Origin of the sequence: Cereibacter sediminicola, from assembly GCF_007668225.1 — a bacterium.
Taxonomy (GTDB): domain Bacteria; phylum Pseudomonadota; class Alphaproteobacteria; order Rhodobacterales; family Rhodobacteraceae; genus Cereibacter_A; species Cereibacter_A azotoformans.
Window position 1 is genome coordinate 42,882 of sequence record NZ_VDEK01000009.1, and the last position, 15,164, is coordinate 58,045.

Sequence of the window (15,164 nt, forward strand, 5' to 3'; positions counted from 1 at the left end):
TCCTTGATATTGATGTGTCTATCAGGCTGCGTATTTTTGTCGCTCATCCAGGGAGGGGAGGGGCCGCATGCGTCTGGACGAAGCGGAGGTTCGCGCGCGCGTTGACGAAATTCTTGATGCGCATGAGGGGCATGAGGGGCCGCTCCTGCCGATCCTCCACGCCGTGCAGGAGGCGTTCGGCCATGTCCCGCTCGAATCGCTGCCTCGGATCGCCGAACGCCTGAACCTCTCGCGCGCGGAAGTGCATGGGGTGATGAGCTTCTACCACGATTTCCGCACCCGTCCGCATGGCCGGCATGTTCTCAAGCTGTGCCGGGCCGAGGCCTGTCAGGCCATGGGCGCCGACCGGCTGGCCGAGGAGGCGCAGGCGCGGCTGGGCATCGGCTGGCACCAGACGACGGTTGATGGGGGCGTGACGCTCGAGCCCGTCTTCTGCCTCGGCCTCTGCGCCTGCGCGCCGGCCGCGCTGGTCGATGGGCGCGTCGTGGGACGGGTGGATGATGCCCGGCTCGACCGGATCCTCGAGGAGGTGCGGGCATGAAGATCTACGTTCCCCGCGATGCGGCGGCGAAGGCGGTGGGCGCCGACGCGGTCGCAGCGGCCATCGAGGCCGAAGCCGGGCAGCGGGGCCTGCCGCTCACGCTGGTGCGCAACGGATCGCGCGGGATGGTCTGGCTCGAGCCGCTGGTCGAGATCCAGACCGAGGCCGGGCGCATGGCCTTCGGGCCTGTCACCCCGGAGGACGTGCCGGCCCTGTTCGATGCCGACTGGACGCGGCATCCGCTGGCGCTCGGCCTGACCGAGGAACTGCCCTGGCTGATGATGCAGACCCGCCTGACCTTTGCGCGCTGCGGGATCACCGATCCGCTCTGCCTCGAGGAATACGAGGCGCACGGCGGGTTCGAGGGGCTCCACCGCGCGATCGGCATGAGCCGTGACGCGATCCTGCAGGAAGTGATCGATTCGGGGCTGCGCGGGCGGGGCGGGGCCGGGTTTCCCACCGGGATCAAGTGGCGCACCGTGGCCGAGGCGCCGGCGGATCAGAAATACATCGTCTGCAACGCGGACGAGGGCGACAGCGGCACCTTCGCCGACCGGATGATCATGGAGGGCGACCCCTTCACCCTGATCGAGGGCATGACCATCGCCGGCATCGCGACCGGCGCCACGCGCGGCTATGTCTACATGCGGTCGGAATATCCCGACGCGGTCGAGGTGATGATCGAGGCTGTCCGCATCGCCCGCGGCCACGGGCTGCTCGGCCCGTCGGTCATGGGCTCGGGGCGCGCCTTCGACATGGAGATCCGCGTCGGCGCCGGGGCCTATGTCTGCGGCGAAGAGACGTCGCTGCTGAACTCGCTCGAGGGCAAGCGCGGCGTGGTGCGCGCCAAGCCGCCGCTTCCGGCGCTCGAGGGTTTCCTCGGCAAGCCGACGGTGGTCAACAACGTGATCTCGCTCGCCTCGATCCCGGTGATCTTCCAGAAGGGCGCGGCCTACTACCGCGACTTCGGCCTCGGCCGGTCGCGCGGCACTATACCCTTGCAGATCGCGGGCAATGTGCGGCGCGGTGGCCTGTTCGAGATCGCCTTCGGCATGAGCCTCGGCCAGATCGTCGATGACATTGCGGGCGGCACCGCCTCGGGGCGGCCGGTCAAGGCGGTGCAGGTGGGCGGGCCTCTGGGGGCCTATTTCCCGCGCGCGCTCTTCGACACGCCCTTCTGCTACGAGGAGTTCGCGGGCGCCGAGGGCCTTGTGGGGCACGCCGGCATCGTCGTCTTTGACGATACGGCCGACATGCTGAAGCAGGCCCGCTTTGCGATGGAGTTCTGCGCCACCGAGAGCTGCGGGAAATGCACCCCCTGCCGGATCGGCGCGGTGCGCGGCATGGAGACGGTGGACCGGATCGCCCGCGGCGACGCGGCGGCGATCCCGCTTCTCACGGATCTGTGCGCCACGATGAAATCGGGATCGCTTTGCGCGCTGGGCGGTTTCACCCCTTATCCGGTGATGAGCGCGCTCACCCACTTCCCGGACGATTTCGCCCCGATGAAGGAGGCAGCCGAATGAAAGACTTCATCCTTCCCGACGACCGCGACTTCGGCACACCCGCCTCGCGCTCGACCGAGACCGTGACGCTCGAGATCGACGGCTTTCCGGTGACGGTGCCTGCGGGCACCTCGGTGATGCGGGCCGCGGCCGAGGCGGGCATCTCGGTGCCGAAGCTCTGCGCGACCGACAGCCTCGACGCCTTCGGCTCCTGCCGGCTGTGCCTTGTTGAGATCGAGGGGCGCGCGGGCACGCCCGCCTCCTGCACCACGCCCGTCACGGCGGGCATGAAGGTGCGCACCCAGACGCCCAGGCTGAAGCAACTCCGCCGCGGCGTGATGGAGCTTTACATCTCGGACCACCCGCTCGACTGCCTGACCTGCGCCGCCAACGGCGATTGCGAGTTGCAAGACATGGCGGGCGCGGTGGGTCTGCGCGACGTGCGCTACGAGGCGGTGGAAAACCACTTTACCCCGCGCAACGCCGGCGGCGACCTCAATCCGCAATGGATGGCCAAGGACGAGTCGAACCCCTATTTCACCTATGACCCGTCGAAATGCATCGTCTGCTTGCGTTGCGTGCGGGCCTGCGAGGAGGTGCAGGGCACCTTCGCCCTGACCATCGAGGGCCGGGGCTTCGACAGCCGCGTCTCGGCCGGCATGGCGAGCGACAGTTTCCTGACGTCGGACTGCGTGAGCTGCGGCGCCTGCGTGCAGGCCTGCCCGACCGCCACCCTGCAGGAGAAGTCGATGATCGAGATCGGCACGCCCGAGCGCGCGGTCGTGACCACCTGCGCCTATTGCGGCGTGGGCTGCTCATTCAAGGCCGAGATGCGCGGGGACGAGCTGGTTCGGATGGTCCCCTACAAGGGTGGCAAGGCCAACCACGGCCATTCCTGCGTCAAGGGCCGTTTCGCCTACGGCTATGCGGCGCACAAGGACCGGATCCTGAAGCCGATGGTGCGCGAGTCGATCCACGACCCGTGGCAGGAGGTCAGCTGGGACGAGGCGCTGGGCTTTGCCGCACGTCGCCTGACCGCGATCCAGCAGAAGCACGGTCGCCAGTCGGTCGGCGTCATCACCTCGTCGCGCTGCACGAACGAGGAGACCTACCTCGTCCAGAAGCTGACCCGTGCGGTCTTCCGCAACAACAACACCGACACCTGCGCCCGTGTCTGCCATTCGCCCACGGGCTACGGGCTTGGCCAGACCTTCGGCACCTCGGCCGGCACGCAGGACTTCGACTCGGTCGAAGCCTCGGATGTCGTCATGGTGATCGGCGCGAACCCGACCGACGGCCACCCGGTCTTCGCCAGCCGCCTGAAGAAACGGTTGCGTCAGGGCGCGAAGCTGATCGTCATCGACCCGCGGCGCATTGATCTCGTCAGGACCCCGCATGTGGCGGCGGCCCATCATCTGGCGCTGAGGCCGGGCACCAACGTGGCCGTGGTCACGGCGTTGGCCCATGTGATCGTGACCGAGGGGCTGGCGGATGAGACATTCATCCGCGAACGCTGCGACTGGGACGAGTTCCAGGATTTTGCCGAGTTCGCCGCCGATCCCCGCCATTCGCCCGAAGCTGTCGAGGCGCTGACGGGCGTGCCCGCGGCCGAGCTGCGTGCCGCCGCCCGGCTTTATGCCACGGGCGGCAACGCCGCGATCTACTACGGTCTGGGCGTGACCGAGCACAGCCAGGGCTCGACCACCGTCATCGGCATCGCGAACCTCGCCATGCTCACCGGCAACATCGGGCGGCCGGGCGTGGGGGTGAACCCGCTGCGGGGCCAGAACAACGTGCAGGGCTCCTGCGACATGGGCTCGTTCCCGCACGAACTTCCGGGCTACCGCCATGTGAAGATCGACGCCGCGCGCGAGGTGTTCGAGCGGCTCTGGGGCGTCGAGATCGACCCCGAGCCGGGCCTGCGCATCCCCAACATGCTCGACGCGGCGGTCGAGGGCACCTTCAAGGGCCTCTATTGCCAGGGCGAGGACATCCTGCAATCGGACCCCGACACCCGCCATGTCGCGGCGGGCCTTGCGGCGATGGAGTGTGTGATCGTCCATGACCTCTTCCTGAACGAGACCGCCAACTACGCCCATGTCTTCCTGCCGGGTTCGTCCTTCCTGGAAAAGGACGGCACCTTCACCAACGCCGAGCGGCGCATCAACCGCGTGCGCAAGGTCATGGCGCCGAAGAACGGCTTCGCCGACTGGGAAGTGACGCAGATGCTGGCCAACGCGCTCGGCGCGGGCTGGGGCTACACGCACCCAAGTCAGATCATGGAAGAGATCGCGGCCACCACGCCCTCCTTCGCCGGGGTCTCCTACGAACGGCTGGAAGAGGCGGGCTCGATCCAGTGGCCCTGCAACGAAGAGCACCCGCTGGGCACGCCTCTCATGCATGTTGAAGGTTTCGTGCGCGGCCGCGGACGGTTCATCCGCACCGAATATGTGGCAACGGATGAACGGACCGGGCCGCGTTTCCCGCTGCTGCTGACCACCGGGCGGATCCTCTCGCAATACAACGTGGGGGCGCAGACGCGGCGGACGGCGAACAGCATCTGGCACCCCGAGGATGTGCTGGAGATCCATCCCCACGACGCCGAAGTGCGGGGGGTCAAGGACGAGGACTGGGTGCGGCTTGCCTCGCGCGCGGGCGAGACGACGCTGCGCGCGAAACTCACCGACCGGGTCTCTCCGGGGGTGGTCTATACGACCTTCCACCACCCGGCGACGCAGGCCAACGTCATCACCACCGACTTTTCGGATTGGGCGACCAACTGCCCGGAATACAAGGTGACGGCGGTGCAGGTCTCGCCCTCGAACGGTCCCTCGGACTGGCAGGAGGATTACCGCCTGCAGGCCGAACTGGCCCGGCGCATCCTGCCGGCGGCCGAATGACCGCGACGCGCCAGATCCTGCCGCGGCTCGCCCTTTCGCCGGGGCGGGCCGAGCCGGGCGCCCGCTGCCTGCCCGAAGAGGTGGCGGTCGCGCTCAGCTTCAACGGCACGACGCAGGCGGTGATGATGGCCAGCCCTGCCGACCTCGAGGACTTCGCCACGGGTTTTGCCCTGACCGAGGGGTTTGCCCGGCCGGAGGAGATCGAGAGCATCACCCCGGTCGAGACGCCGCGGGGGATCGACCTGCAGATCTGGCTCATGGCGGAGGCCGAGGCGCGCCTCGCCGCGCGCCGCCGCCGGATGGCGGGCCCGGTCGGCTGCGGCCTCTGCGGCATCGACAGCCTTGAAGAGGCGCTGCGACCGCCGACCTTCGTAACGGGCTCTGTCCGCCTTGGCGCGCGGGACTGCCTGTCCGCCGTGGGTGGGCTTGTCGATCACCAGCCGCTGCATGATGCGACGCGCGCAGTTCACGCGGCGGGATTCTGGATGCCCGGACAAGGGTTGGTTACCGTTCGCGAGGACGTGGGCCGGCACAATGCGCTCGACAAGCTGGCTGGGGCGCTGCTGCGCCAAGGCGTCGCCACCGGGCGCGGAGCCGTGGTGCTGACGTCGCGGGTCTCGATCGACATGGTGCAGAAATGCGCCCGCCTCGGGGCGCCGGTTCTGATCGCCGTCTCGGCCCCGACGGCGCATGCGGTGCGGATGGCCGATGAGGCCGGCCTCACCCTTGTCGCCATGGCCCGCGGCGACCGCTGCGAGGTCTTCACCCATCCCGAGCGCATCACCCCCGATGAGGCCGCCCATGTCGCCTGACAAGCTGATCTACATGGCGAATCAGATCGCCACCTTCTTCGCCTCCCGGCCGCGCGCGGAAGCCGTCGCAGGCACCGCGGCCCACATCAACGATTTCTGGGAGCCGCGGATGCGCCGGCAATTGCTGGCGCTGATCGACGAGGGGCGGGCGGGCCTGCACCCTCTGGTGCTCGAGGCCGCACACGAGATCCGCCGCCCCGCCGAGGTCTGAAGCCTCAGTTGGCCGCGCCGCCCTCTGCCCGCAGGTAGGGCTGCCGCGCGGCGGGGCGCATCATGGCGATGCCGAGGAACAGCACGGCCCCGAGCGTTCCACCCATCATGTGCAGAAGCACGGCTGCAGGGATCGGATAGCCCTGCCACAGCGCCCAGACGGCGAGGCTCAGGCCCGAAACGAGGCTGGAGAAGACGATTCCAAAGGCCATCGGCAAATCCTCTGCTGGTAAAGGGAATGCTGGTCGTTGGGCTGAAGCTGAGGGCCAATCTGCGCAAATTGGCGGAAGGTTTGCGGCGCAATCGTGGCAAGACCTCTTCTTTCGGATGATCCCGCCGACGGCGCCTCCCGCAGCGTCACTCGGCCGCGGGACTAGGCAGAGGCCCGGCAGCGGCCTAATCAGGGATCATTCTTTCGCCGGTTTTCCAGAAATGCGCCTTGGCTATCTCGTCAATACCTATCCCCGCGCCTCCTACAGCTTCATCCGCCGCGAGATCCGCGCGCTGGAAAGGGCGGGCCACCGGATCCACCGCTTCGCGGTGCGAAGCGAACGTGCGGCCCTGGCGGATCCGGCCGATTTCGATGAGGACGACGCCACGGAACATCTGCTGCGCGAGCCGCCCTTTCGCCTCCTCCTTTCGGCGCTGGGCTGGCTCGTCCGGCACCCGCGGGACGGCTGGGGCGGGATACGGCTCGCGGCGCGCTGCGGCTCGCAGGGCGGCCGGCTCCGCCATGCCGTGTTTCTCGTCTTTGCCGCCCATCTTGCGCAGCGGGCCCGGATGCTCGGCATCACCCATGTCCACGCCCATTTCGGCGGTGCCGCTGCCAGCATTGCCATGCTGTGCGAGGCCCTTGGCGGTCCCCGCTTCAGCTTCACCGTTCATGGCCCCGACGAGTTCGACTCGCCCGTCGCCCTCAACCTGACGATCAAGATGCAACGCGCGGCCTTCACGGTCGCCGTCAGTTCCTACGGGCGCAGCCAGCTCTACAGGTGGGCCGAACCGGCCGACTGGCGTCGCATCCATGTCGTCCATTGCGGGATCGAGCCCGAAGCCTTCCCCGAGAGCCTGCCCCTGCCGGCGAACGGGCCGCGCCTCGTCGCGGTCGGCCGGATCACCGAGCAGAAGGGCTTCGCGCTCCTGATCGAGGCCATCGCGCTGGCCGCTCCGCAGCTTCCCGACCTGCATCTCACGCTGGTGGGAGACGGCCCGCTGCGCGGCCTGATCGAGGCGATGATCGCCGAGCTGGGGCTTGCGCGCCGTGTCACCCTTACCGGCTGGACCGACGAGAGCCGGGTCCGTCAAGAGCTGGCCGCGGCGCAGGCGCTGATCCTGCCCTCCTTTGCCGAGGGTTTGCCGATGGTCGTGATGGAGGCGATGGCCGCCGGCCGTCCGGTGATCGGCACGATGGTGGCGGGCATCCCCGAGCTGGTGCTGCCCGAGGAGACGGGCCATCTCGTGCCCGCCGGCGATGCGAGGGCGCTCGCCCGTGCGATCGAGCGCCTCGCCGGGACATCGCTCGATAACCTGGAGGAGATGGGCCGCCTCGCGCGCCTCCGCGTGCTGGAGCGGCACGACATCAACCGCGAGGCCACGAGGCTGGCGCAGCTGATCTCCTTCACGCACCAAGCGGGGCAGGTCGCCGATGGGGGCTGATGGGCCCGAACGGGCGGCCCGCCTGATTCCGGGAGCAGGCTGAAGACCCTGAACGGGCGGGCCTTGCACCTCGGCGCCTCGCGCTGGAATGCGGATGTTGCGCCGGGTGCTGGTGGTGTGCCGTTCCGGCCAGGCGGGGTTGACTCTCTGCGCCGGCAGGCGTATCGCCGCAGGGATTTCCGGAGTTCCGTTGGAGCCTCCGGTCCCGGTGCTTGTCCGGGATCGCCACCCATCAGCGCGATGCGCCCATGGGTGCCGTTGTTATTTTGGCCGTCCCGTCCTAGGTCGGGGCAGAGTTCAACAGGTCGGGGGAGACCGCGATGTTCGAAAGTCTGTCCGAACGCCTTGGCGGCGTGTTCGAGCGGCTCACCAAGCAGGGGGCGCTGACCGAGGACGACGTGGCGACCGCGCTGCGCGAGGTGCGCGTCGCGCTGCTCGAGGCCGACGTTTCGCTGCCCGTGGCGCGCGATTTCGTCAAGCGGGTGCAGGAGAAGGCGACCGGGCAGGGCGTCACCAAGTCGGTGACGCCGGGCCAGCAGGTCGTGAAGATCGTCCATGACGAGCTGGTCACCGTGCTGCGCGGCGACGGGCCGGCGGATGCGCTGAAGATCGACAACCCGCCGGCGACGATCCTGATGGTGGGCCTGCAGGGCTCGGGCAAGACGACGACGACGGCGAAACTCGCCAAGCGGCTCAGCGAGAAGCAGGGCAAGCGGGTGCTGATGGCCTCGCTCGACACCAACCGCCCGGCGGCGATGGAGCAGCTGCAGATCCTCGGCGTCCAGATCGGGGTGGACACGCTGCCGATCGTCAAGGGCGAGACCGCGGTGCAGATCGCCAAGCGCGCCAAGACCCAGGGGTCGATGGGCGGCTATGACGTCATCATGCTGGACACCGCCGGCCGTCTGCACATCGACGAAGTGCTGATGGACGAGGTTCAGGCCGTCCGCGACCTCGCCCAGCCGCGCGAGACACTGCTGGTGGTCGATGGCCTGACCGGGCAGGACGCGGTGAATGTCGCGGCCGAGTTCGACGGCAAGGTCGGCATCTCGGGCGTGGTGCTGACCCGGATGGACGGCGACGGCCGCGGCGGTGCGGCGCTCTCGATGCGCGCCGTCACCGGCAAGCCGATCCGCTTCGTGGGTCTGGGCGAGAAGATGGACGCCATCGAGACCTTCGAGCCCGAGCGGATCGCCGGCCGCATCCTCGGCATGGGCGACATCGTGGCCCTCGTCGAGAAGGCGCAGGAGACGTTCGAGGCCGAGCAGGCCGCCAAGATGATGAAGCGGTTCCAGAAGGGCCTCTTCAACATGAACGACCTGAAGATGCAGCTGGAACAGATGCTCAAGATGGGCGGCATCCAGGGCATGATGGGCATGATGCCCGGCATGGGCAAGATGTCGAAGGCGGCCGAGGAGGCGGGCTTCGACGACAGGTTCATCCGCCGGCAGGTGGCGCTCATCAACTCGATGACCAGGAAGGAGCGGGCCAACCCCGACCTTCTGCAGGCCAGCCGCAAGAAGCGGATCGCGGCCGGCGCGGGTCTCGAGGTGCAGGAGCTGAACCGCCTGCTCAAGCAGCACCGGCAGATGGCCGACATGATGAAGAAGATGGGCAAGGGGGGCATGATGAAGCAGGCCCTCAAGCAGATGATGGGCAAGGGCGGTGCGCCCGACATGTCCAACATCAGCCCCGAAGAGATGCAGGCCGCGGCCGCCGCCATGAAGGGCCGGATGCCCGGCGGCATGGGTGGTTTTCCGGGGATGCCGGGCGGGATGAAGCTTCCGCCGGGCCTCTCGGGCCTCGGGATGGGCAAGAAGAAATGATGGCTCGCGCGCAGTCCGCTTTTGCGACCGATCCCGCCTGCTCGCGGGTGTCGGCGCATGGGCCGTGGGTGCGCGCATGAGCCTTCCTTTCCCCATCCCGGTGATCGAGACCGAAAGGCTCGTCCTGCGCGGACCGCGCGAAAGCGATCTGCCCGCCATGATCGCCTTTGGCGCCAGCGACCGCACGCGCTTCATCGGTGGGCGGCAGGACAGTTTCGGCACCTGGCGGATCTTCCTGGCCGGGATCGGCCACTGGGCCCTGCGCGGCTACGGCATGTGGTCGGTGGACACCCGCGGGGGCGCCTTCGTCGGCCGCGTCGGCGTCATCAATCACATCGGCTGGCCCGAGCCCGAGCTGGGCTGGCACCTCTATGAGGGGCACGAGGGCAAGGGCTATGCCTATGAGGCGGCCCTGGCGGTGCGGGACCACATGCAGGGCAAGATGGGGATGGGGCCTCTCATCACCATGATCGATGCCGAGAACCTTCGCAGCCTCTCGCTCGTCCGGCGCCTCGGCGCCACGCTCGAGCGGGTCATGGAGGAGGGCGGGCGCCTCATCCACATCTACCGCCATCCGGTCGAAGAGGATGGCGGGATGGAGGCCTACGCATGATCGCCGTCACCGGCAGCCCCGCCATCACGACCGAGCGGCTGACGCTGCGGATGCCCGCCGCGCGCGACTGGGAGCCGGTCGCAGGCTTCCTCACGTCCGACCGGGTCCGCTTCATCGGCGGCACGCTCACGCGGGACAAGGCCTGGCGCGCCTTCGGCCACATGGTCGGCCACTGGGTGCTGCGCGGCTACGGCATGTTCATCTTTACCCTGCGCGGCAGCGACGAGGCGCTGGGCATGGCGGGGCCCTGGTATCCCGAAGGCTGGCCCGAGCAGGAGATCGGTTGGTCGGTCTTTTCCGAGGCGGGCGAGGGGCAGGGCTACGCCCGCGAGGCGGCCGAGGCCGCGCGCCGCCATGCCTTTCAGAACCTCGGCTGGAAGACGGCGGTGAGCTACATCCATCCGCACAATGTCCGCTCGCTTGCCCTGGCCGAGCGGCTGGGCGCTGTGCGTGACGAGGGCGCATCCTTCCCCGGCGACGGCCCCGCTCTGGTGTTCCGGCATCCGGGCTCGGAGGCGCGCGGATGAGGCAGCCCTGGACCCATCCCCTGACCCGCGAGGCGGCGATTCAGGCCGCGGGCATCGCGGCGGCCCTGCCGGAACTGCGGACGGCGCGGCTGCGGCTGCGCGCGCCCCGGCTCGACGACTTCGGCACCTATGCCGAGATCATGAGCTCGGACCGCGGGCTCCACGTCGGCGGCCCGATGGACCCGGCCGAGGCTTGGGACGATTTCTGCCGCATGGTGGCCACCTGGCTGCTGCGCGGCCACGGGCTCTGGTCGGTCGAGGGGCGGGGCGGGCTTCTGGGCTTCGTCCTGATCGGGATGGAGCCGGGCGACCCCGAGCCGGAACTCGGCTTCCTCTTCACCGCCGAGGCCGAGGGGCAGGGCTACGCGCAGGAAGCGGCCGAGGCCGCGCGCGCCCATGCGTTCCGCGCCCTGGGGCTGCCGGGGCTGGTCTCCTGCATCGCACCCGAGAATTTCCGGTCGCGCCGGCTGGCCGAGAGGCTTGGCGCCCGTCCCGATCCCGGCACGCTGGATGGCGTGCTCGTGTACCGTCACCCCGTGCCGGAGTTGCCTGTATGAGTGTCCCCTGTTCCGACAATCCAGAGGGTCCCGTTCCCATGACCGACGCTGCTGCCCGCGCCCAGGCGCTGTTGCGCGAACATCGCGACAGCATCGACCGGCTGGACGCGATCCTCGTCTATACGCTCGCCGAGCGGTTCAAGCAGACCCAGGCGGTCGGCCGGCTCAAGGCCGAGCACGATCTTCCGCCCTCGGATCCCGCGCGCGAGGCGCGCCAGATCGAGCGGCTGGAATGGCTCTCGAAAGAGGCCGACCTCGACCCGGAGTTTGCAAGGAAATTCCTGAACTTCATCATTTCCGAAGTCATCAGGCATCACGAGAAACTGCAGAAATGACCGGGTTCTGCCCGGCAAAAGCCAAGACAGGAGAAGACTCATGGCTATGAAAATCCGTCTCGCCCGTGGCGGTTCGAAGAAGCGTCCGCACTATTCGATCGTCGCGTCCGACAGCCGCATGCCGCGCGACGGCCGCTTCCTCGAGAAGCTCGGCACCTACAACCCGCTGCTCGCCAAGGACAGCGAGGACCGCATCAAGATGAACGTCGAGCGCGTTCAGTACTGGCTCTCGCAGGGCGCCCAGCCGACCGACCGCGTCGCCCGCTTCCTCGAGGCCGCCGGCCTGAAGGAAAAGGCCGTGCGCAACAACCCCAAGGCCGCCGTGCCGGGCAAGCGCATGGCCGAACTGGCCAAGAAGAAGGCCGAGCGCGCCGCGGCTTCGGCCGAGTGATCGGGCAGGCGGCCCCTGCGCGGGCCGCCACCTTCCCGCGACGGGTTCGGGCGTGAAGGCCCGGCCCGTCGCGGCATCGTTGCATCCGGGGCCGAACATGACCAGGACCGACCGCCTTTGTGTGGGTGCCATCGCCGGAGCCTTCGGCGTGAAGGGCGAGGTGCGGCTGAAATCCTTCTGCGCCGAGCCGTCCGACATCGCCTCCTACGGCCCGCTCTTCACCGAAGACGGCAGCCGCAGCTTTCGCATCACCCTCACCCGCCCGGTCGCCGGGGCCCTGGGAGCGCGCCTCACCGGGGTGGCCACCAAGGAAGAGGCCGATGCGCTCCGCGGCGTGCAGCTTTATGCCGATCGGGACCGGCTTCCCTCGCTTGGGGATGACGAGTTCTATCATGCCGACCTGATCGGGCTCGAGGTGCGCGACACCGGCGGCGCCCTGCTCGGACGTGTCCATGCGGTGCACAATCATGGCGCGGGCGACATCCTCGAGGTGACGGGGGCGGGCCGGCGCGAGGCGCTGCTGCTGCCCTTCACCCGTGCCGTGGTGCCGACGGTGGATCTGTCCGCCGGACGGATCGTGGCCGACCCGCCCGAAGGTCTCGAATAAGGGCCGCCTCGGGCGCCGCGCAATCAGCCCGCGGTTGCCAAACCTTCACCATTTTTGCCCGGGATGCTGTCCGCCGGACCGCAAAAGGTGATCCCATGCCGCTCGGGCTTCAACTCCGTCTTTCGCTGCTGTTCACGGCGCTTCTCTACCTCGGGCCCCTGTTTGCCGGTGTCGGCCGGCATCCCTGGCCCGTCGTCCCGGCTTTCGTGGCCCTCTTCCTCCTCTGGACGATGGTGATGCGCCCCGCGCAGTGGCCGCGCAATCGGGCCGGCTGGCGAGGGCCGGGTTCGGTCGTCCGGGTCGCTGCCACGGTGGCCATGCAGACCTTCCTCGTCGTGCTGCTCCACGCCATCGGCCGCGGCATCGGGAGCTTTCTGCCCGACGTGACCATCCCGGTATCCCTGCCGCTCGCGCTGGCGCTGGTGTCTATCCCGCTGTCGCGGCTGGCTCTCGATCCCGAGCGGCTGGCCTTCGCCCGCGGCTACCTCGAGGAGGTGCCGGAAGAGCTGGCGGTCGAGCTGGAGGGGCAGCGTGCGGACCGGCTCGTGGCGCCCTTCCTGCGGTTGCCGGACGACACCGGCGAGGTCGAGCTGATGCGGCGGCTCGTGGCGCTGGCGCCCGCGCTGACGAGTGCCGCCTTGCTCGATGCGCTCGACAGGGGGATAGGGGCGGCCGACGGGCCGGCCCGTGCCGCGCGCCGGGCGCTGATCCTGCAGGCCACCTCGGTGGCCACTGCCGACACCTGCCAGCATCGGGCCGAGCCCGTGCGCGCCCTGCGCGTGGCGGGGGACGACCGGAGCCTCCTCCACCTGCTGACCTTGCGGCTGCGCGACCTGCTGGAGCAGCGCCCGCAGGCCGAGGGCGACTGTCCCTCGATCGCGGATTTGCGGGCCGCGGCCTCCCGTGCGACGGCGCTGGACCGGATCGGCCGGCGCCGGGCCGCCTGACGCAGAGGGCGGGCTTCCGCCCTTGCCCGCAAGGCCGGCTTCGCCCATACCACGGCCATGAGCGACAGACCCGACGTTCCCCGTTCCCATGGCCGACTTGCCATCCGCCCCTCGTTGCAGCCGCGCGAGCTGGGCGGGCCTCCGACGTTGAAGGGCGCGTGGCAGGCGCGCGTCGTGACCCTGTTTCCCGAGGCCTTTCCCGGCACGCTGGGCCTGTCGCTGACCGGCAAGGCGCTGGACATGGGTCTGTGGGCGCTCGAGACGATCGACCTGCGCACCTTTGGCGAGGGGAAGCACCGCAACGTGGACGATAATCCCGCGGGCGGGGGCGCGGGCATGGTGCTGCGGGCCGATATCGTGGCCCGCGCGCTCGATGCCGCGGCCGTGGGAACCCCGCCCGAGCGGTCGCGCTGGCCCGTCGTCTATCTGTCGCCGCGCGGCCGTCCCTTCAGTCAGGCCATGGCGCGCGCCTGGGCACAGGCCGAGGGGCTGACGCTTCTGTGCGGCCGTTTCGAGGGGGTGGACCAGCGCGTCCTCGATGCCTACGCGGTCGAGGAAGTGAGCCTCGGGGATTTCGTCCTGACGGGGGGCGAGATCGCGGCTCAGGCCTTGATCGACGCCACCGTGCGGCTTATACCGCGCGTGCTCGGGAATCATGTCTCCACCGAAGAGGAATCCTTTTCGGAGGGACTTCTTGAATTTCCGCAGTACACGAGGCCGACCGTCTGGCAGGATCGCGCGATCCCGGAGATTCTTCTTTCCGGCCATCATGCGAACATCTCCCGCTGGCGGAAGGCCGAGGCCGAAAGGCTGACGAAGGAACGCAGGCCTGATCTCTGGCGGGCTTACCTTGCGGCGCAGGGTAGGGACCCGGACGAAGACCGAGAGCTCTGAGGCGGCATCACTTCGCGGGGAAACCGCGAGCAAAGGAAAGGACTTGCGATGAACCTGATCGCGCAGATCGAGGCCGAGCAGATCGCCGCCCTCGGCAAGACCATCCCGGATTTCAAGGCCGGCGACACCGTCCGCGTCGGCTACAAGGTGACCGAAGGCACCCGCTCGCGCGTGCAGAACTACGAAGGCGTCGTGATCGGCCGCAAGGGCGGCAACACGATCTCGGCCTCGTTCACCGTGCGCAAGATCTCGTTCGGCGAAGGCGTCGAGCGCGTCTTCCCGCTCTACTCGACCAACATCGACTCGATCGAGGTTGTCCGTCGCGGCCGCGTCCGCCGGGCGAAGCTCTACTACCTCCGCTCGCGCCGCGGCAAGTCGGCCCGGATCGCGGAAGTGACGAACTACAAAGAAAAATCCGAGTAAGGAGCGGCGCCGATGAAAAAGGGCATCCACCCCGACTACCACATGATCGACGTCAAGATGACGGACGGCACCGTGTTCCAGGTCCGCTCGACCTGGGGCAAGGAAGGCGAACAGATGGCGCTCGAGATCGACCCGCTCGCCCATCCCGCTTGGACCGGCGGCACCGCCAAGCTGATGGACACCGGGGGCCGCGTGTCGAAGTTCAAGAACAAGTACGCCGGCCTCGGCTTCTGAGCCCGGATCCACTTCTGCGAAGGGCGCGCCTCGGGTGCGCCCTTTTCCTTTGGAGCGGAGCCTTCGGCACGCGGTCGCCGCCGAACCACCGGCCCGCGTCGATCCGCGCCTGATGGCGGTCCCGCGCCCGTCGCCTCGTCGGCTGCGCTCTTCGCGCCATGCCTGCCCGCGGGAATGGGGCCGCGG

At 68.9% G+C, this 15,164-nt stretch carries 18 protein-coding genes; 17 read left to right on the forward strand and 1 reads right to left on the reverse strand.

Annotated features, from left to right (window positions below; all coding sequences use genetic code 11):
- Positions 1–67 precede the first annotated feature (67 nt).
- The 5 genes from FG154_RS08350 to FG154_RS08370 are packed head-to-tail and all read left to right on the forward strand — an operon-like array spanning position 68 to position 5,969.
- Positions 68–541: a formate dehydrogenase subunit gamma gene (locus FG154_RS08350; protein WP_145106501.1), complete on the forward strand. Its 474-nt coding sequence runs from the start codon at positions 68–70 to the stop codon at positions 539–541.
- Positions 538–2,067 (forward strand): formate dehydrogenase beta subunit, encoded by a 1,530-nt coding sequence (locus tag FG154_RS08355; RefSeq protein WP_145106503.1) that lies wholly within the window; start codon positions 538–540, stop codon positions 2,065–2,067. The genes FG154_RS08350 and FG154_RS08355 overlap by 4 nt, the downstream gene beginning before the upstream one ends.
- The gene (fdhF, locus tag FG154_RS08360; RefSeq protein ID WP_145106505.1) at positions 2,064–4,946 is read left to right on the forward strand and encodes a formate dehydrogenase subunit alpha; all 2,883 of its coding nucleotides are present in this window, start codon (positions 2,064–2,066) and stop codon (positions 4,944–4,946) included. The genes FG154_RS08355 and fdhF overlap by 4 nt, the downstream gene beginning before the upstream one ends.
- Positions 4,943–5,758: a formate dehydrogenase accessory sulfurtransferase FdhD gene (gene fdhD, locus FG154_RS08365; protein WP_145106507.1), complete on the forward strand. Its 816-nt coding sequence runs from the start codon at positions 4,943–4,945 to the stop codon at positions 5,756–5,758. The genes fdhF and fdhD overlap by 4 nt, the downstream gene beginning before the upstream one ends.
- The gene (locus FG154_RS08370; protein ID WP_145106510.1) at positions 5,748–5,969 is read left to right on the forward strand and encodes a formate dehydrogenase subunit delta; all 222 of its coding nucleotides are present in this window, start codon (positions 5,748–5,750) and stop codon (positions 5,967–5,969) included. The genes fdhD and FG154_RS08370 overlap by 11 nt, the downstream gene beginning before the upstream one ends.
- 4 nt (positions 5,970–5,973) lie before the next feature.
- On the opposite strand, the gene FG154_RS08375 is transcribed toward FG154_RS08370, so the two are convergent.
- Entirely contained in the window at positions 5,974–6,180 is a 207-nt protein-coding gene (locus tag FG154_RS08375; protein ID WP_145106512.1) for a hypothetical protein, read from the reverse strand.
- Positions 6,181–6,400: 220 nt separating this feature from the next.
- Here FG154_RS08375 and FG154_RS08380 point away from each other — a divergent pair, with 220 nt between their 5' ends.
- The 12 genes from FG154_RS08380 (at position 6,401) to rpmE (ending at position 14,978) form a co-directional block, all read left to right on the forward strand.
- Complete coding sequence (locus tag FG154_RS08380) at positions 6,401–7,624, forward strand: glycosyltransferase (RefSeq protein WP_145106514.1); 1,224 nt, start codon at positions 6,401–6,403, stop codon at positions 7,622–7,624.
- 320 nt (positions 7,625–7,944) lie between these two features.
- Positions 7,945–9,450: a signal recognition particle protein gene (ffh, locus tag FG154_RS08385; RefSeq protein WP_145106516.1), complete on the forward strand. Its 1,506-nt coding sequence runs from the start codon at positions 7,945–7,947 to the stop codon at positions 9,448–9,450.
- Positions 9,451–9,526: 76 nt separating this feature from the next.
- Positions 9,527–10,063, forward strand: coding sequence for a GNAT family N-acetyltransferase (locus FG154_RS08390; protein ID WP_145106518.1), 537 nt, complete (start codon positions 9,527–9,529; stop codon positions 10,061–10,063).
- Positions 10,060–10,590, forward strand: a complete 531-nt coding sequence (locus FG154_RS08395; RefSeq protein ID WP_145106521.1) for a GNAT family N-acetyltransferase — start codon at positions 10,060–10,062, stop codon at positions 10,588–10,590. Before FG154_RS08390 ends, FG154_RS08395 begins: the two co-directional genes overlap by 4 nt.
- Positions 10,587–11,147, forward strand: coding sequence for a GNAT family N-acetyltransferase (locus FG154_RS08400; RefSeq protein WP_145106523.1), 561 nt, complete (start codon positions 10,587–10,589; stop codon positions 11,145–11,147). The genes FG154_RS08395 and FG154_RS08400 overlap by 4 nt, the downstream gene beginning before the upstream one ends.
- Before the next feature lie 38 nt (positions 11,148–11,185).
- Positions 11,186–11,482, forward strand: coding sequence for a chorismate mutase (locus tag FG154_RS08405; RefSeq protein WP_011907247.1), 297 nt, complete (start codon positions 11,186–11,188; stop codon positions 11,480–11,482).
- A gap of 40 nt (positions 11,483–11,522) precedes the next feature.
- Positions 11,523–11,873, forward strand: coding sequence for a 30S ribosomal protein S16 (rpsP, locus tag FG154_RS08410; protein ID WP_011907248.1), 351 nt, complete (start codon positions 11,523–11,525; stop codon positions 11,871–11,873).
- Between the two features lie 97 nt (positions 11,874–11,970).
- Entirely contained in the window at positions 11,971–12,480 is a 510-nt protein-coding gene (rimM, locus tag FG154_RS08415) for a ribosome maturation factor RimM (RefSeq protein WP_145106525.1), read from the forward strand.
- A gap of 95 nt (positions 12,481–12,575) precedes the next feature.
- Positions 12,576–13,427 (forward strand): hypothetical protein, encoded by an 852-nt coding sequence (locus tag FG154_RS08420; RefSeq protein ID WP_145106527.1) that lies wholly within the window; start codon positions 12,576–12,578, stop codon positions 13,425–13,427.
- 57 nt (positions 13,428–13,484) lie between these two features.
- Entirely contained in the window at positions 13,485–14,321 is an 837-nt protein-coding gene (gene trmD / locus FG154_RS08425; RefSeq protein WP_145106530.1) for a tRNA (guanosine(37)-N1)-methyltransferase TrmD, read from the forward strand.
- A 48-nt stretch (positions 14,322–14,369) separates the two neighbouring features.
- Positions 14,370–14,744 (forward strand): 50S ribosomal protein L19, encoded by a 375-nt coding sequence (gene rplS / locus FG154_RS08430; RefSeq protein ID WP_145106532.1) that lies wholly within the window; start codon positions 14,370–14,372, stop codon positions 14,742–14,744.
- A 12-nt stretch (positions 14,745–14,756) separates the two neighbouring features.
- Positions 14,757–14,978, forward strand: coding sequence for a 50S ribosomal protein L31 (gene rpmE / locus FG154_RS08435; protein ID WP_011907252.1), 222 nt, complete (start codon positions 14,757–14,759; stop codon positions 14,976–14,978).
- The last annotated feature ends 186 nt before the right edge of the window (positions 14,979–15,164 follow it).

What these genes read in the sequence shown, in the direction of transcription:
- FG154_RS08350 (WP_145106501.1), top strand. Translation starts at nt 68, where the DNA reads ATGCGTCTGGACGAAGCGGAGGTTCGCGCGCGCGTTGACGAAATTCTT.
- FG154_RS08375 (WP_145106512.1), bottom strand. Translation starts at nt 6,180, where the DNA reads ATGGCCTTTGGAATCGTCTTCTCCAGCCTCGTTTCGGGCCTGAGCCTC.
- trmD (WP_145106530.1), top strand. Translation starts at nt 13,485, where the DNA reads ATGAGCGACAGACCCGACGTTCCCCGTTCCCATGGCCGACTTGCCATC.
- FG154_RS08390 (WP_145106518.1), top strand. Translation starts at nt 9,527, where the DNA reads ATGAGCCTTCCTTTCCCCATCCCGGTGATCGAGACCGAAAGGCTCGTC.
- FG154_RS08370 (WP_145106510.1), top strand. Translation starts at nt 5,748, where the DNA reads ATGTCGCCTGACAAGCTGATCTACATGGCGAATCAGATCGCCACCTTC.
- rpmE (WP_011907252.1), top strand. Translation starts at nt 14,757, where the DNA reads ATGAAAAAGGGCATCCACCCCGACTACCACATGATCGACGTCAAGATG.
- fdhD (WP_145106507.1), top strand. Translation starts at nt 4,943, where the DNA reads ATGACCGCGACGCGCCAGATCCTGCCGCGGCTCGCCCTTTCGCCGGGG.
- fdhF (WP_145106505.1), top strand. Translation starts at nt 2,064, where the DNA reads ATGAAAGACTTCATCCTTCCCGACGACCGCGACTTCGGCACACCCGCC.
- FG154_RS08405 (WP_011907247.1), top strand. Translation starts at nt 11,186, where the DNA reads ATGACCGACGCTGCTGCCCGCGCCCAGGCGCTGTTGCGCGAACATCGC.
- FG154_RS08395 (WP_145106521.1), top strand. Translation starts at nt 10,060, where the DNA reads ATGATCGCCGTCACCGGCAGCCCCGCCATCACGACCGAGCGGCTGACG.
- FG154_RS08355 (WP_145106503.1), top strand. Translation starts at nt 538, where the DNA reads ATGAAGATCTACGTTCCCCGCGATGCGGCGGCGAAGGCGGTGGGCGCC.
- rplS (WP_145106532.1), top strand. Translation starts at nt 14,370, where the DNA reads ATGAACCTGATCGCGCAGATCGAGGCCGAGCAGATCGCCGCCCTCGGC.
- ffh (WP_145106516.1), top strand. Translation starts at nt 7,945, where the DNA reads ATGTTCGAAAGTCTGTCCGAACGCCTTGGCGGCGTGTTCGAGCGGCTC.
- FG154_RS08380 (WP_145106514.1), top strand. Translation starts at nt 6,401, where the DNA reads ATGCGCCTTGGCTATCTCGTCAATACCTATCCCCGCGCCTCCTACAGC.
- rpsP (WP_011907248.1), top strand. Translation starts at nt 11,523, where the DNA reads ATGGCTATGAAAATCCGTCTCGCCCGTGGCGGTTCGAAGAAGCGTCCG.
- FG154_RS08400 (WP_145106523.1), top strand. Translation starts at nt 10,587, where the DNA reads ATGAGGCAGCCCTGGACCCATCCCCTGACCCGCGAGGCGGCGATTCAG.
- FG154_RS08420 (WP_145106527.1), top strand. Translation starts at nt 12,576, where the DNA reads ATGCCGCTCGGGCTTCAACTCCGTCTTTCGCTGCTGTTCACGGCGCTT.
- rimM (WP_145106525.1), top strand. Translation starts at nt 11,971, where the DNA reads ATGACCAGGACCGACCGCCTTTGTGTGGGTGCCATCGCCGGAGCCTTC.